This window comes from Acinetobacter sp. WY4 (assembly GCF_018438165.1).
Lineage (GTDB): Bacteria > Pseudomonadota > Gammaproteobacteria > Pseudomonadales > Moraxellaceae > Acinetobacter.
This window is the reverse complement of record NZ_CP053947.1, coordinates 2,575,388-2,588,902: the sequence shown is the minus strand read 5'-3', so window position 1 is coordinate 2,588,902 and position 13,515 is coordinate 2,575,388. Positions and strand designations below refer to the sequence as shown.

Sequence of the window (13,515 nt, the reverse complement as noted above, 5' to 3'; positions counted from 1 at the left end):
TCTCACAAGTTGATTATCAAAATAAAATCAGTAAGATAAATCAAAATACTACTAATGACTTTAGAATTATGACCCAGATTAAAATTGCCGAATTTTGTAATAAATATGGATACACCGAACATCAAATTAGAACTGTGACCCGCTCAGGTAAACTTGGAAGAATTGATAAAGGTGTGCTCGATGAGGAAGAAGCATTACAAGTCTTAGAAAATACCACACCCAAAAATATTAGTCTAATCACACTGCGAAACGAAATTACTGAATTAAAAAAACAATTACACAATGCACTTGATCTAAAAAACTATTATGAAACTGAGTTAAATAAATTGGGCATATTTGCACCACAAATAGCGAAAATTCCACTTCCCCATGAAACGATAAAAACATTAAGTGATCATCCCACTTTTTCTCAAGAGTGGATGAAAGATCAAATACAACAAGCGCCTGGATCCGAAAGCATCTTCAAAGCCAATAAAGTGCCAATTCCTCCAGAAGCGTTTACTTCTAGCCTACCTGACAAAGAACAATAGAACTTGATCTGTATTCACTCAATCAGAATGCCTAACACTGTTGGGCATTTGCAAAAATTCATATCATCGATCTTTGATTTTACTTGTTTTTTCAATCTTGCTTGATTGACTAAGCCCTACCTTAAATTTATCATTCAATTGCTGACCTACATCGTCAGTCGGTTTTAGCAGACCGTTTAGCCATACACTAAAAAGTTTAACTTTTTGGTGGGAATCCCTGCGTGCCCCCTCTGCGGCGGAACGGGAGGGGGACACCTTCGGGTGTGCTGATCCATTGGCTATCAGTCTGCTAACCCTCTTTCGTTTCGCCACCATTATTTAGCAGTAATGCGGTGAAACTTCTTTCATAGCCAAAGGAGTCATACCCATGACTAAGCATTTTCTATCTTTATTGTTTTCCCTAAAACGATTTTATATTTCCTTGCCGCATTAGCAGCTTTCATAATTTTTTGCTTACTTGACTGATCTAAATGCTATCTAGCTTTGGAAGGCTTTGCTGCATCTACACTTTAGTCCATACAGCAAAATTTATTACACACCAAATAACACAATAAAAATTAGGGGGAATGATGAAAATTCTTACTTCACTTGCATTCATCACACTTGCACTTATGGCATGAGGCTGTGCTAGTAAAACTGAACGTCAATTTATCAGTGGTTGTAAAACAGGCGGGATTGATGGCAGTACCTGCTCATGTATTTATGACAAACTCGAAAGTAAATATGGAGAGGATGGACTAAAAAACAATCTGTACACCCTTCAACAAACTGAATCCTTTCAGATGGATATGGTCAATGTTTCCTATCAGTGCATGAAGGAGTAGCCATGAGAATACTTGCAGGGATTATCTGCGTGATTGCAGTGATTTGCTTTTTAGGCTTGCCATTTATTGGCTTCATGATCGTCATGGGAATTTTTATTGCATTGGCAAAATTTGCAACTGGGGGAAAGTAAATGAATTCAAATATTAAGACATGGGTGATTAGTGCCTATTTCGTGATTGGCTTTTTCTTTGCCATCTATCAACACTTTTGGGGACAGTATAACTACAAGCCATTTACTTACAATTTGGGGCAAGGCTTAGTGTGGCCTGCGGTAATGTTTCCAGTCATCGGTAAAATTGTAGGTGGTATCTTGATCCTATTATTCATTTGGTTCGTTGTTATTAGACCTAAGTTATAACGGAGTGCAATCATGAAAAAAATACTTTCCATTGTAGCACTTTCAACTTTACTGATCGCATGTAGTCAAAACAATCAGCAAGCTCAACAAAGTGCTACAGATCAAGCTGAACGCAGCTCATCTAATACTGCTACACAGAAGGAGCAATCTAAATATGCTCCATATAGCAAGGAAGAGGTTGAAGCCAAAGTACAAGCTTTAACTCAGATTGTAGAAAATGATATCGAATATCTGCCTGCTGCGGTCAAACAAGCTCAATCATTTCTTGAGAGTTGGGATAAATATCCTGAAGCACTCAAATCCATGATGGAATCTGATCTTGATCCCAACAATCCTGAATATAGTAATAATATTCCGATGGAGATGGAGCAACCAGAGATATCTGTTCGTGCCCAAATTTCCAGTCGGGAATCTCAATCAGCGTTTAATGTGCCTGGTGCAATTGAATATATTTTGGAAATTCAGTCCACTTCTGAACAACCCTTCACTTTAGAGGGATTAAATATTAACCGTGGTCGCTGTGGTTTTTATACAGGAGATTTCTATAGCAAAATTCCTGTGCAAATGAACTATAGTTCTACGGTATCCTATTTACTGAAATGCCGTGGTGATCAGGTACTTGAAGCTGAAATGATTACAGATCAAGGCAATGTAAATTTATCATTTTAATCTCAAACCCGACCCTATAGAGAACACTGCTGATAGTTGTGTTCTCTATTGAAAAGTCAATAATTTATAAACCTCTTCGATTTTTCGAATTAGCCACCCCTCTGCCAAAGCTACGCATATAGGCTGAATCTTTCACTCGGAGATGCTGCTGTTCTTTTTCGCCATTCACCAAATAAGGGACAATATAATTAAGAAAGTTATAGACTTCACTGGCATTGTTACGATGAATCATACCAATCCCTAAAGTCCCCATCGCTTCATAGATCGCCATATAGTCGGAATGGTTACAGTTAAAAATATAACCATATCCGTGTGTAATCTGCTTCCAGCACTCACCTATCCACTGCCCCATTTCAAAACCACATTGATGCATATTTCCATCGTACATAAGCAAAAGATGGCAATGGTAGCCCTTACTAACCCCATGCTCTAATGCCCATGCATAACCATATAACCCACTAAAACAAGTATCTTGATCTGCGATACGCCGTAGCAATATTTCTAGTGCTTCATTGAATACTTGGATATTGTATAAGGCTTGATATTCTTTCTTGATAGATAAATCCACTCGAACCACCAGTGTTCTCGCATAATGATGAATGAGTGTGGATGTATAATCAAAAAGGCTATGCTGATTCTCTAATTCACGTTGTTGAAAATCAATCAGTTGCTGTTTTACACAGCCTGATAATGATTGGATATAAGTCAGAATATGCCAGACTGTCATATCATCAAAACAGACTATACAATCATGGTCTGCCTGCGGCATTAGACGGAGTGTGTGATCAACGATGTTCACCACCTCAATGAATATCTGCACTGTATTGCAATAGAAAAAATTAGCGTCATAGATGGGCTTAAATGACTGAACTAATTTTTGTAGGTCTATCATCAGGTTTTGATGATATAAATCATAACTACCTAAGCAAACTTCTTGAATGAAATGGTCTACTGCTGCCAATACTTCTGCTTCATGGTAAAGCTGATCATATTGAATATTCTGGTACATTTAGGTTCTCACTGAAACACAAGGTTCATATGTAAGTGAGGAATATATTTTTTTACTGATCTTGATTCTAAAGCAGGATGTTGTAGTCATCCTGCTTAGCTGAATATGCTCATAGACTTTGGAACATACTATAGGGTTAGTTCTGAATATTTTAATACTGTGTTATTGATACATAGTCTATAGCCCATTTGAGTATGGGCTATACTGAGCTAAGTGACTCACAGCACTCACTTAACTAGATAAGGTATTGTTTATTTTTAATATATTATTTATATATTACTCTTATAGTTAATAATATATATTACCTGTTAAGCAAATCATTTTGATCTAACCATTACACCGCAGTCCCATATAACGAGAACAACCAAAATATGGGAATGTTGCAAAAGCTAAAGTTACGCCAGACTTTGTTTTTTAGAAAGACTTCCTCTAAACACTCTATACATCCGTTTTCCGTTAATTCTCAACCCAGGCTCCACCTTAGACTGTTCCCCAGAAATAATTGCTATAGCTTTAAGATAAAGCTGGAGCTCAAACGGACAGTAATAAAATTCAGACAGTACAATATAAGAAATAGCATGCTCACAAATGAGCTTTTTCATACTTAGATTATTTTTTCCAACCTCTAAAAATCGAGGTTTCAATTTTTTATGTGACCAAGCAACAGGCAATTGAACCGCTTCAAATCTTATCGCATCTGTACCTTTAAATTTATAAACATCTTTCTCTCTGATTCTATTGAAATAAATATCCTCCCAATAATAAATAATGTCCTCAATCCATTCATCTACTTCGATGCCAATATCAGGCACAATAAACATAATTCTAAAGCACAAATTATTGTTATCAGCTAAATCCCAAAAACCCATATATCCCGAAATCTGAGCGAGCTGCCTGTATCCCCTTATCGAATTCATAAAATCTTTTTTTAGATTGATATAAGTATCATCAATTAATTTTTGCTGACCATGAACAAGAAACTCAATGGCAAAAATAAAGCTTTTGGCGCTTAAACTCATCGCATCATTAAAATAGTCACAATATTCATGAAATTTTTTTACTGCCTTATTTTCATCATTTTTTCTCTTTGTGAATTCTTCATGTTCTCTGAACTTATCTAAGAAATCATCCAGATATGCAATATTTTCAACTGAAATTTCACTAAATTTTGAAGGAAAAAAGCTTGCAGGCAATAGGCTAAAGTCAACAGGTTTATTCCTTTCATTCAAGGTTGGTTGCAGTTTTTCGCGCAAACTCACTAATTGTTCATTTTTTATATGTAGATCAAGAACATCGTAAAACAGCTCAACTCGAGGCGTCGACTCAAATAAATTTACTTTTCTACTCTCCCCATCAATTTTGACAAACTTTGTATTTTTCAAACCAAAATCATAAGTAAAAAATTCAAAAGGATAAAACTTATCCGCGTAAATAGGCGGATAAAACGTATTCCAAGTCACTTTAAAATATTGTCCTTTGATTTTATCTAGTGATCTGATGAACAGTATTAATTCCAGCAAAATTCTCAGATCTAACTCTTGTCTTCGCTCAAGTAGTCCATTTCGGGTCAGGTCACATTCAAGATTTATAAATATATTTTTAATCAATTTATCACAAAAATAAACCAAACCCATTGAAACACCTATATTTTATATAAAATCTAAGATTAAATTTGTAGAATATAATACCTAAATTCAAGGCTTAAAAACTTATAATTACAACTAAAGTGATAATTTTTAGTATAAAATTTCCTGCAATAACTCTGGTTGAGTTCGGAGCTCATGGATGATTGTTTCAGCGATGTATCCACCACTATATGGCATCTTATACCCAAATTTTTCCATCTCTTTAGAGGGATATTTTGCCTTCAGTATCTGATTAAGGTTGTTAAGTTCCAACTGTAGTTTTTCTATTTTTTTCACGATTGATGCTGGCTTTCTTCGCACACTATCTGACTGAGCTTTAGCATGCAACTGCCTACTCTCCTGCTCAAGTTCCCTCAGCATTTTTTGCTTAAGCGCCAGTTCAGATTTAAGCCATTCAATATCGTAAACCTCAAAAGCTTTGACTAGATCATCAAGCACAAAATTAACAGCTTCATTCGGGTTCTTCCATTTTCCACGACGCGTCACTTGCTCCCGTAAAATGCGATATAAGATTTCGCGTCTTGGGTATAAATGTTTTTCATAACGAGCTTTAACAGCAAGGATTGCCTTTGCACTTCTAGCAAGCTTACTATCTAGGATAAACTCCAACCCACCTATGGTTTGTACATAGTCAATCAAGATATCTGAATATTTCCTTTGGAACACTCGGGCAGATAAGTGGTTTATCTCAAACTTTAGCGTATTAATCTGCATTAGAAGCTGGGCAATCTGAATTGGCTTGAATGGAATTGAAGCTACATCTCCCATCATTTCTAAATGCAAAGCAAACCTTTCATTCAATGGAAAATCATTCTGCTGCATTCTTTTTATAATTTCTTTAAAATGATCTGTATGAAATAAATTTTCAGTTTTAATTGACATATCAACCAAATCACACTGATAGTAATAGCAAAAGTTTTGCCATATATCCTCTTGAAGCCGCTCCAAGTTCGATAATTTTTCTCTAGTCATAAATTTTTAAAATACAATTAATTAAATAGCATAATACTAATATATTTTTAAATATTTGCACCACTCTACTTTTATTATTTTCAGAACACTAAACTGAATTCATCGAGATAACTGTTAACTTTTAATCATGAATATATCTTTAAAAATTTCCACATCCGATTACCTCTTTATGAAATATCGCTCCATGACAGTTGAATTAATGACGGTAATTTCAGACTATTACCCTCATCTTAGCAAAGCTGAAGCACTGAGAAAGGCGAATAATCAAGAATTCCCTTTCTCAGTATTTAAGATAGATCAAAGTAAACGTGCACCCTTTCTAGTACACGTAAAAGATTTAGCAGATATTTTAGACAAAAAGTATTCAGAAGCATCTAAAGACTATGCTACGTTTCATCGATGAGGCGTAGCACCTCTTCAAACTGTATAATATTTCTTCTCGCCTTCACCGAGACATAGCGCTGTAAACTACTCCAAGAATCATGCAAACTTACTTTTTGAATTTCAGGAATGGTAAAACTCTGTTCTGCCAATCGAGTACAGCCTTCATGTCTCAAATCATGAAAGCGTAAATCCTCAATACCTAACATTTTACAAGCATCTCTAAACTCTTTACCCAAGCTTTTGGGATTCAAGGGTAATAATAAATTTTCATCATGGCCAAGCTGCAACATCCGCCCACGAACATCAGGATGCTTCAATTTTTTAATAATTTCCTTACAAGGATCAAGTACATCAAACGATTTATGATTGCCTTTAGAACCATTGGGATTCTTTAGATCATGTACTTTCCATGTTGAATGATGTAAATCATAGTCTCGAAGATACAGTCGTGTTAATTCAGCTTCACGTCTGCATGAAAAAATAGCAAACCACATAATCAAATGCATGGGGTACTTAGAACCATAACGGTTGAGATTCCAACGCTCTGTAAAATACCTCGTCAATGCAACCAACTCATCTCTTGAAGGCAAGCGATCCCTTTTTTGACTAGATGATATTTGGCGTGTTTTTCTCAGTTGAGCTGTTGCCTTATCAAAACCATTTAAATCAATGTCCATCTCCCACATCACAGCAGCATGAGCAAGCACTCCTCGGATATGCAACAATTCATGTTGTTGTGTACTGGTAGCTATTGGCTCTAGCCCAAGGCTAGGTATACCCGCCTTTCTTAAAGCTACATGCTCAGCCAAATGTACTGATTTTATTTTTGTGATAATATTTCGCGCGATTGGCAGCTTCTTGATTAAGAGAAGAGAATAGCGTTTTGTCCTTCCGTACTCGCTCCCGACTTCACCTAAATATTTATCTATGGCATCTGATAAGGTCAGATCAATCAGCTTTTCTTTGCCGAGTAAAATATCAGGATTTTCTTGAATTTCGACTTCTCTTTTCTTAAGCCAATTTTCAGCCATCTTTTTTGAATGAAATGTTTTGCTCTCAGAAAAAGCAGGAAAGCCCTTTCGATTGACTCGAATTGCAGCACGATAGCTAAGCTTCCCATCTGCACCTTTCCTTGCTGTAATTGACCCCATAATTTACACCAAAAAATGTTTTTTTGATTATGGTGTAAAACTTGGTGTAAATGCAAACAGATAAACTCACCTAAAAATAGGTTTACACAGATTCGCGCAGGTTGCGAAACACAGATTAAAGGTATGATTTTTAATGACTATTACCAAAAACATTGAAAACACTCAATCTCCACGAATCAGTGTTGCTCCGATGATGGATTGGACCACCAAAGACTATCGCTTCTTTGCGCGTCTGTTTAACCCGAATGTGATTATGTACACCGAAATGGTCACCACAGGTGCAATCATTTACGGTGATGCCAAACGTCATTTGGACTTTAATACGGAAGAACAGCCAATCGTGTTGCAACTCGGCGGCTCGAATCCAAAAGATCTCGCCACTTGTACCAAGATGGCGCAGGACTGGGGCTATAACGAAGTCAATTTAAATGTAGGTTGCCCAAGTGACCGGGTACAGAATAATAAAATTGGTGCCTGTCTGATGGCAGAGCCTGATTTAGTCGCAGAATGTATTGCTGAAATGCGTCATGCGGTGGATATTCCAGTGACTGTAAAACACCGGATCGGGATTGATGATATGCACTCCTATGAAGAGATGCTACATTTTGTCGATACTGTGGCCAAAACCGGCTGCAATAACTTTATCGTGCATGCGCGGATTGCCTTATTAAAAGGTCTATCACCTAAAGAAAACCGCGACGTGCCACCCCTACGTTATGAAGATGTCTACCGTTTAAAACAGGATCGTCCTGATCTGCTCATCGAGATCAACGGCGGGATTAAAACCTATGCCGAAACGCTGGAACATCTCAAACATGTGGATGGGGTGATGATTGGCCGCGAAGCCTATCATAATCCTTACTTACTGGCTGAACTGGGCCAACTGTGGAATCTGGATGCACCAGACCGTTTTGACATTATGCAACAGATGCTGCCTTATATTGCCCAGCGCATGGCCGAAGATGCACCGTTGTCGATTATTACCCGTCATATTTTGGGACTGTTCCAGAACCTGCCGGGTGCACGCAAATGGCGTCAGGCTTTAAGCGGTGGCAATGCCAAAACCTTGAAAGATGTAGAAACTGCTCTCTTTAATATTCAGGAAGCGATGCAGCGTACTGAAGATTATGTACGTAAACATCAACAGGTTGAATCCTAAACAGAAAAGCACCGATCATCGGTGCTTTTTTATAGCGATTGCGCATGAGTTATTGCGTATACGCCGTGATATTACCGACCGGAATCGGCTCTTCCTGATAAGAAACATCTTGCAATACGGGTTCAGCCAGTGGTGTGATCAGAGAGCCGGAGACATTCTGGTTTGGTTCATCTACAGGTTCCAGATCATCCAAGGCTGAGGCCAGTTGCTGTAATTCTCGATCCAGTTGCTGACGATATTTTTCAATTTCAATTTCATCAATAAAAGCAAAGGCATCATCTTCAATCGACCAACTATACCCCCCATCCACCTTAAAGACTTTTACATGAATGGGATATTCCTCACCCTGATAATTCAGATGAGAAATGGCCTGAAACTCATTCCCCTGACGCTGGACAATTTTGACTTTTTTCACGGTAAAACGATAGTGTTGATAATCTCGATTGGAATTAAATTCACGTTGCATCTGCGTTTGAATATTTCTGGCCAGTTCATCCATCGAGACAAAATAACTGCATCCAGCCAGACAGGCAACCATCCATAACATCATGATTTTTTTCATAGCGCCCCCTCTTTTTTCTTTCCACTTCCTGCTTATAGCTGATATATGCAGTATTTTTATCTTTGCTTATTCTGTGATCCATTTTATGCTTTTTTGCAAAAACAATAAACAAACAGCGCTTCGATTAAGATTAAATATTTATGGTTTCTATAGTTTTTTTGAATTAATGATAAAAAATTAGCCATAAAAAACCCTGATGAATTCAGGGTTTTTCGATACAGATCGTTTTAAAAATCATCATCACTGGATGGATCACGATGCAGGGCATCATGAATAGCTTCGATCAACTGCTGGGCAATCTCCTGCTTGGAGGCTTTTTCCAGATCACGTTTGTCTAGCTGATAATGCTCGGCAAAGAATACTGTCATGGCATTTTCATCCGAAGCAAATCCGATATCCGTACGTGAAACATCATTGCAGGCAATCATATCCAGCTTTTTCGCGACCAGCTTTCCGGCAGCATATTCTTCAATATTGCGGGTTTCTGCAGCAAAGCCAACCATAAATGGACGTTTTTCCTGCTGGGCAATGGTGGCGACAATATCCGGATTTTTCACCAAGGCGACATTCAGTTCATCACCGGCTTTCTTGATTTTATGCTCGGCTACTTCTGCCACACGATAATCGGCTACTGCAGCTGTCGCAATAAAGATATCGCAACCATTTTCCAGCATTTGCATGCTTTCATTCAGCATTTGTACGGCAGAAGAAACATTCTTACGTTTTACGCCATTCGGGGTATCCAGACTGACCGGACCTGCGATCAGGGTGACATTTGCTCCTGCTGCATAACAGGCTGCAGCCAGTGCAAAGCCCATTTTCCCGGTACTGTGATTGGAAATATAACGCACCGGATCAATCGCTTCGCGAGTCGGGCCTGCGGTAATCGTGACTTGTTTACCCGCAAGCAGGCCAAATTTTTCCGCAATCGCACGTTGAGCTTTATGAAAATATTCAGTTACCTGATGCGCTAAATCTTCCGGCTCAGGCATCCGACCCAAACCTACATCCCCACAAGCCTGTGAACCCGCGTCCGGCATGATCACATGCACACCATCTTCGATCAGTGTCGCAAGATTACGCTGCGTTGCTTTGGCTGCCCACATTTGCTGGTTCATGGCAGGTGCTACCCAGACGGGTGCTTTTGTTGCCAGATATAAAGTACTTAAGAGATCATCAGCCAGACCTGCGGCAAATTTTGCCAAGGTATCACAGCTGGCCGGCGCTACCAGCAACAGATCTGCCCAACGTGCCAGCTCGATATGGCCCATGCCGGCTTCTGCTTCAGTATCCAGCAATTCGGTATGTACGGGATTGCCCGATAAGGCTTGAAAGGTTAAAGGTGTAATAAAAGCCTGTGCACCGTGAGTCATGACCACCCGCACATCAAATCCGGCATCTTTTAGACGGCGGACCAGAATTGCACTTTTATAGGCAGCAATACCGCCAGTAACGGCCAAAATGATATTTTTATGAGGAATTACACTTAGATCAAAGCTCACGAACAGATTACCTTGCTGTTGCAGTGGGGCTCACAATAGCATTAAATAATCGCATCCCCAAGAGATCAGCTTGCGGGAAAACTGATAATTCATAATAAATAAGTCTAATAACTATGCAATTTTCTATTAAAAACTGGCCGGAACAAGAACGGCCGCGAGAACGCTTAATTCAATATGGCGCAGAAAGTCTGTCCGATGCCGAGCTACTGGCTATTTTTCTACGCTCCGGTTCCCAGCAACATTCGGCAGTTGATCTGGCGCGTTTGCTGATTCAGTATTTTGGTCATTTGACTGCGTTGCTCGATGCACCTTTACAGGAAGTCAGCCAGTTTCATGGCATGGGCATCAGTAAATATACTCAACTGATGGCCGTCAAGGAACTCGGACGGCGTTACATAGCCGAGCACCTGAAACAGGATGCACTGGAACTTACCAATTCCAAGCGGCTGAGAGATTACTTACGTTTTGAACTGCTCGGTGAAACTCAGGAAGTGTTTGCCGTGCTGTGTCTGGATGCCAGTTTAAGAAAAATTGCCTTTAAAAAACTGTTTTATGGCTCCATCAATGCATGTGATATTTCCATTAATCAATTGCTACGTTATGCGATTAGCCAACAGGCAACCTCAATTGTCATTGCACATAATCATCCGCTGGGCCGGCCCTCTCCCTCCAAGGCTGACCTAGTGTTAACCCGTCAGATTCAACAGGCCTGCCAGCTAGTGGATATCCATCTGATTGACCATTGCATCATCGCCTTGGAAGGCAGCTTTTCCTTTGCTGAGCAGCAACTCATCAAACCGGAAATGCAGTATTGAATAGCACTTGACAAAGCAGGCACAACTCCACAAGATCATGAAAAAAATTGTGATGATTCCAATAAATGATCGTACGTGACCAGCCGACTGTTTTTAAACTGCTGTTTTCCTGGCGGGGGACGATTTTACCTAAAGTTTTGCCACCTTTAGGCGTAGTGATGCTGATGTCAGCCATCATCGGTGGCTTGTCACATATTGGTTATTTTCATTTTCCAGAATTACCCCTGGTCGGCTTTACCCTGATTGGAGTGGTACTGTCGATCTTTCTCGGATTTAAGAACTCGGCCTGTTATGACCGCTGGTGGGAAGCGCGCAAACTTTGGGGCATTTTGATTGCCAATTCACGTCATTTTGACCGTGATTGCCGGATGCTGTCTCAAGGTCGCCGTGAACGTGTAATTCAGCATGTGATTGTCTTTGCCAATGTCCTCCGTGACCGGCTACGCCATCAGACAGCCAATCCGACTGAACTGGTTGAAACCAGCGGCATGAGCCAGCAGGCGGTGACCCAACTCTATCAGCAGGCCAATGCGCCGCAATATACCTTAAGCCTGATTCAATGGGAGTTAATGCAGGCGCTTAAAGAAGGTGAAATCTCCGATATCATCTATATGCAGATGAATAATCATGTGGCGGAACTAAGTATTGTCCAGACTGGTTGTGACCGGATTGCGACGACGCCTTTGCCTTTTGCCTATTCGGTCTTGCTCAATCGTACCGTCTATTTTTTCTGTTTTATTTTACCTTTTAGTTTAGGTTCAACGCTTGGTCTGTTTACGCCTTTACTGGTTGGAATTTTGGCTTATACCTTTTTAGGATTAGATGCTCTAAGTTCGGAAATTGAAGAGCCTTTTGGTACTCAGAGTAATGACTTGCCGCTGGACTCGATGGTACGTACGATTGAAATTGAACTGTTAGGGACTTTAGGTAAACCGACGCCACCACCGATTCAGGCTCAAGATCATAATTTGCTTTAATTTATAATTCTCTCCTCGCCCTTTGTTATTAGTAGCGAAGGGAAAATCTTCTCTCAAATGAAAAAGATCGAGGTAAAGGAATGACTAAACAAAACTCTCCCAAATCCCGACCTGCCCCGGTTTAAGACTCGGGACATTGCCCAGTTTAATCCAGGGCATGTGATCGCCATGAAAATCACTGCCAATCGAAACTTTAAGATCATATTCAGTAATCATTCGATCCACCATCTGCCGGGTGGAACTTGGTTCAATCGCCGGTGGCAGCTCGACGGCATCTCCACCGAACTTGGCAAAGATCTCGATCAGGTAGCGAATATTGGTCGCAGATAAATCATATTTGGTCGGATGTGCCAGTATCGCAAAGCCACCACTTTCATGAATCACCTGAATCGTGTCTTCAAGACTCAAGCCATCAAATTTGACATAAGCTTTCTTGCCTTCCTTGATGTATTTATCAAAGGCCTGTTGCGGACGGGTCACAATCCCCTTTTCTACCAGCGTTTTGGCAATATGTGTCCGTGTCACCCGATCAGGGATATTGTCGACTTTGGTCAGTACATCAGCATAAATATCCTCACCAATTAAAGGTGTCAGCAGATCACAAATCTGTTTAGAGCGTTCAGCCCGGATTTTCTTTTGCTGATTGAGGGCTTTTTGTAAAGGCTCAGGATTTTGCATATTTAGCGCGACGATGTGCACGCCATAGTTTTTTTTGGTGGCAGGACGTAACCACTGGCTGGATATTTCCACCCCCGAAATGATCTTAATCTCATGATTTTTAGCGGCTTCCTCAGCCAATGCCAAACCGTCCATGGTGTCATGATCCGTCAGGGCCAAAGTATGGACAAGTTTTTCCACAGCCGCTTCGACTAATTGCTGAGGACTGAAAGTTCCATCAGAAATATTACTATGTGTATGTAAATCTACGCCGTGCATCTCTATACTATGACATTTAT

15 protein-coding genes and 1 pseudogene are annotated in these 13,515 nt (G+C 39.8%); 9 read left to right on the top strand and 7 right to left on the bottom strand.

Features of this window, described 5'->3' with window-relative positions; all coding sequences use genetic code 11:
- Window positions 1-68 precede the first annotated feature (68 nt).
- The 5 genes and pseudogenes from G4D73_RS12160 to G4D73_RS12145 all read left to right on the top strand — a co-directional run bounded on the left by G4D73_RS12160 (window position 69) and on the right by G4D73_RS12145 (window position 2,382).
- Window positions 69-530 carry a hypothetical protein gene (locus G4D73_RS12160; RefSeq protein WP_151862485.1) on the top strand — a complete coding sequence of 154 codons (462 nt, stop codon included), beginning with the start codon at window positions 69-71 and terminating at the stop codon, window positions 528-530.
- A gap of 569 nt (window positions 531-1,099) precedes the next feature.
- A pseudogene (locus G4D73_RS12155) lies at window positions 1,100-1,354 on the top strand (hypothetical protein).
- Between the two features lie 2 nt (window positions 1,355-1,356).
- Entirely contained in the window at window positions 1,357-1,485 is a 129-nt protein-coding gene (locus G4D73_RS15635) for a hypothetical protein (RefSeq protein ID WP_257224094.1), read from the top strand.
- Window positions 1,486-1,713: a hypothetical protein gene (locus G4D73_RS12150; protein WP_213686855.1), complete on the top strand. Its 228-nt coding sequence runs from the start codon at window positions 1,486-1,488 to the stop codon at window positions 1,711-1,713.
- 12 nt (window positions 1,714-1,725) lie between these two features.
- Entirely contained in the window at window positions 1,726-2,382 is a 657-nt protein-coding gene (locus G4D73_RS12145) for a hypothetical protein (protein ID WP_213686854.1), read from the top strand.
- Between the two features lie 64 nt (window positions 2,383-2,446).
- On the opposite strand, the gene G4D73_RS12140 is transcribed toward G4D73_RS12145, so the two are convergent.
- From G4D73_RS12140 to G4D73_RS12130, 3 genes are all read right to left on the bottom strand, one after another.
- Window positions 2,447-3,391, bottom strand: coding sequence for a YagK/YfjJ domain-containing protein (locus G4D73_RS12140; protein ID WP_213686853.1), 945 nt, complete (start codon window positions 3,389-3,391; stop codon window positions 2,447-2,449).
- Between the two features lie 395 nt (window positions 3,392-3,786).
- Entirely contained in the window at window positions 3,787-5,025 is a 1,239-nt protein-coding gene (locus G4D73_RS12135; RefSeq protein ID WP_213686852.1) for a hypothetical protein, read from the bottom strand.
- Window positions 5,026-5,127: 102 nt separating this feature from the next.
- Window positions 5,128-6,009, bottom strand: coding sequence for a hypothetical protein (locus tag G4D73_RS12130; RefSeq protein WP_213686851.1), 882 nt, complete (start codon window positions 6,007-6,009; stop codon window positions 5,128-5,130).
- A 127-nt stretch (window positions 6,010-6,136) separates the two neighbouring features.
- On the opposite strand from G4D73_RS12130, the gene G4D73_RS12125 reads away from it, so the two are divergent.
- Window positions 6,137-6,412: a pyocin activator PrtN family protein gene (locus G4D73_RS12125; protein ID WP_035363420.1), complete on the top strand. Its 276-nt coding sequence runs from the start codon at window positions 6,137-6,139 to the stop codon at window positions 6,410-6,412.
- On the opposite strand, the gene G4D73_RS12120 is transcribed toward G4D73_RS12125, so the two are convergent.
- Window positions 6,396-7,544 (bottom strand): site-specific integrase, encoded by a 1,149-nt coding sequence (locus tag G4D73_RS12120; protein ID WP_016658583.1) that lies wholly within the window; start codon window positions 7,542-7,544, stop codon window positions 6,396-6,398. The two genes, G4D73_RS12125 and G4D73_RS12120, sit on opposite strands and share 17 nt — an antisense overlap.
- 133 nt (window positions 7,545-7,677) lie before the next feature.
- Between G4D73_RS12120 and dusA the strand changes: the two genes are divergently transcribed.
- The gene (dusA, locus tag G4D73_RS12115; RefSeq protein ID WP_416232268.1) at window positions 7,678-8,703 is read left to right on the top strand and encodes a tRNA dihydrouridine(20/20a) synthase DusA; all 1,026 of its coding nucleotides are present in this window, start codon (window positions 7,678-7,680) and stop codon (window positions 8,701-8,703) included.
- Window positions 8,704-8,752: 49 nt separating this feature from the next.
- Here the strand turns inward: dusA and G4D73_RS12110 are convergent, their stop codons facing one another.
- Window positions 8,753-9,265 (bottom strand): hypothetical protein, encoded by a 513-nt coding sequence (locus G4D73_RS12110; protein ID WP_005106072.1) that lies wholly within the window; start codon window positions 9,263-9,265, stop codon window positions 8,753-8,755.
- A 227-nt stretch (window positions 9,266-9,492) separates the two neighbouring features.
- Complete coding sequence (gene coaBC / locus G4D73_RS12105; RefSeq protein ID WP_213686850.1) at window positions 9,493-10,767, bottom strand: bifunctional phosphopantothenoylcysteine decarboxylase/phosphopantothenate--cysteine ligase CoaBC; 1,275 nt, start codon at window positions 10,765-10,767, stop codon at window positions 9,493-9,495.
- Between the two features lie 113 nt (window positions 10,768-10,880).
- Here coaBC and radC point away from each other — a divergent pair, with 113 nt between their 5' ends.
- Together radC and G4D73_RS12095 are read left to right on the top strand one after the other, a co-directional pair.
- Window positions 10,881-11,582 carry a RadC family protein gene (gene radC, locus G4D73_RS12100; protein ID WP_213686849.1) on the top strand — a complete coding sequence of 234 codons (702 nt, stop codon included), beginning with the start codon at window positions 10,881-10,883 and terminating at the stop codon, window positions 11,580-11,582.
- Window positions 11,583-11,647: 65 nt separating this feature from the next.
- Window positions 11,648-12,559 carry a bestrophin family protein gene (locus G4D73_RS12095; protein ID WP_114541813.1) on the top strand — a complete coding sequence of 304 codons (912 nt, stop codon included), beginning with the start codon at window positions 11,648-11,650 and terminating at the stop codon, window positions 12,557-12,559.
- A gap of 84 nt (window positions 12,560-12,643) precedes the next feature.
- Here G4D73_RS12095 and G4D73_RS12090 read toward each other — a convergent pair whose 3' ends face one another.
- Complete coding sequence (locus tag G4D73_RS12090; protein WP_213686848.1) at window positions 12,644-13,495, bottom strand: PHP domain-containing protein; 852 nt, start codon at window positions 13,493-13,495, stop codon at window positions 12,644-12,646.
- Window positions 13,496-13,515: the final 20 nt, after the last annotated feature.

Excerpts from the sequence above, each read along its gene's own strand:
- G4D73_RS15635 (WP_257224094.1), top strand. The coding sequence starts at position 1,357 with ATGAGAATACTTGCAGGGATTATCTGCGTGATTGCAGTGATTTGCTTT.
- G4D73_RS12140 (WP_213686853.1), bottom strand. The coding sequence starts at position 3,391 with ATGTACCAGAATATTCAATATGATCAGCTTTACCATGAAGCAGAAGTA.
- G4D73_RS12125 (WP_035363420.1), top strand. The coding sequence starts at position 6,137 with ATGAATATATCTTTAAAAATTTCCACATCCGATTACCTCTTTATGAAA.
- G4D73_RS12150 (WP_213686855.1), top strand. The coding sequence starts at position 1,486 with ATGAATTCAAATATTAAGACATGGGTGATTAGTGCCTATTTCGTGATT.
- G4D73_RS12135 (WP_213686852.1), bottom strand. The coding sequence starts at position 5,025 with ATGGGTTTGGTTTATTTTTGTGATAAATTGATTAAAAATATATTTATA.
- G4D73_RS12130 (WP_213686851.1), bottom strand. The coding sequence starts at position 6,009 with ATGACTAGAGAAAAATTATCGAACTTGGAGCGGCTTCAAGAGGATATA.
- radC (WP_213686849.1), top strand. The coding sequence starts at position 10,881 with ATGCAATTTTCTATTAAAAACTGGCCGGAACAAGAACGGCCGCGAGAA.
- G4D73_RS12110 (WP_005106072.1), bottom strand. The coding sequence starts at position 9,265 with ATGAAAAAAATCATGATGTTATGGATGGTTGCCTGTCTGGCTGGATGC.
- G4D73_RS12120 (WP_016658583.1), bottom strand. The coding sequence starts at position 7,544 with ATGGGGTCAATTACAGCAAGGAAAGGTGCAGATGGGAAGCTTAGCTAT.
- G4D73_RS12145 (WP_213686854.1), top strand. The coding sequence starts at position 1,726 with ATGAAAAAAATACTTTCCATTGTAGCACTTTCAACTTTACTGATCGCA.
- G4D73_RS12090 (WP_213686848.1), bottom strand. The coding sequence starts at position 13,495 with ATGCACGGCGTAGATTTACATACACATAGTAATATTTCTGATGGAACT.
- G4D73_RS12095 (WP_114541813.1), top strand. The coding sequence starts at position 11,648 with ATGATCGTACGTGACCAGCCGACTGTTTTTAAACTGCTGTTTTCCTGG.
- G4D73_RS12160 (WP_151862485.1), top strand. The coding sequence starts at position 69 with ATGACCCAGATTAAAATTGCCGAATTTTGTAATAAATATGGATACACC.
- dusA (WP_416232268.1), top strand. The coding sequence starts at position 7,678 with ATGACTATTACCAAAAACATTGAAAACACTCAATCTCCACGAATCAGT.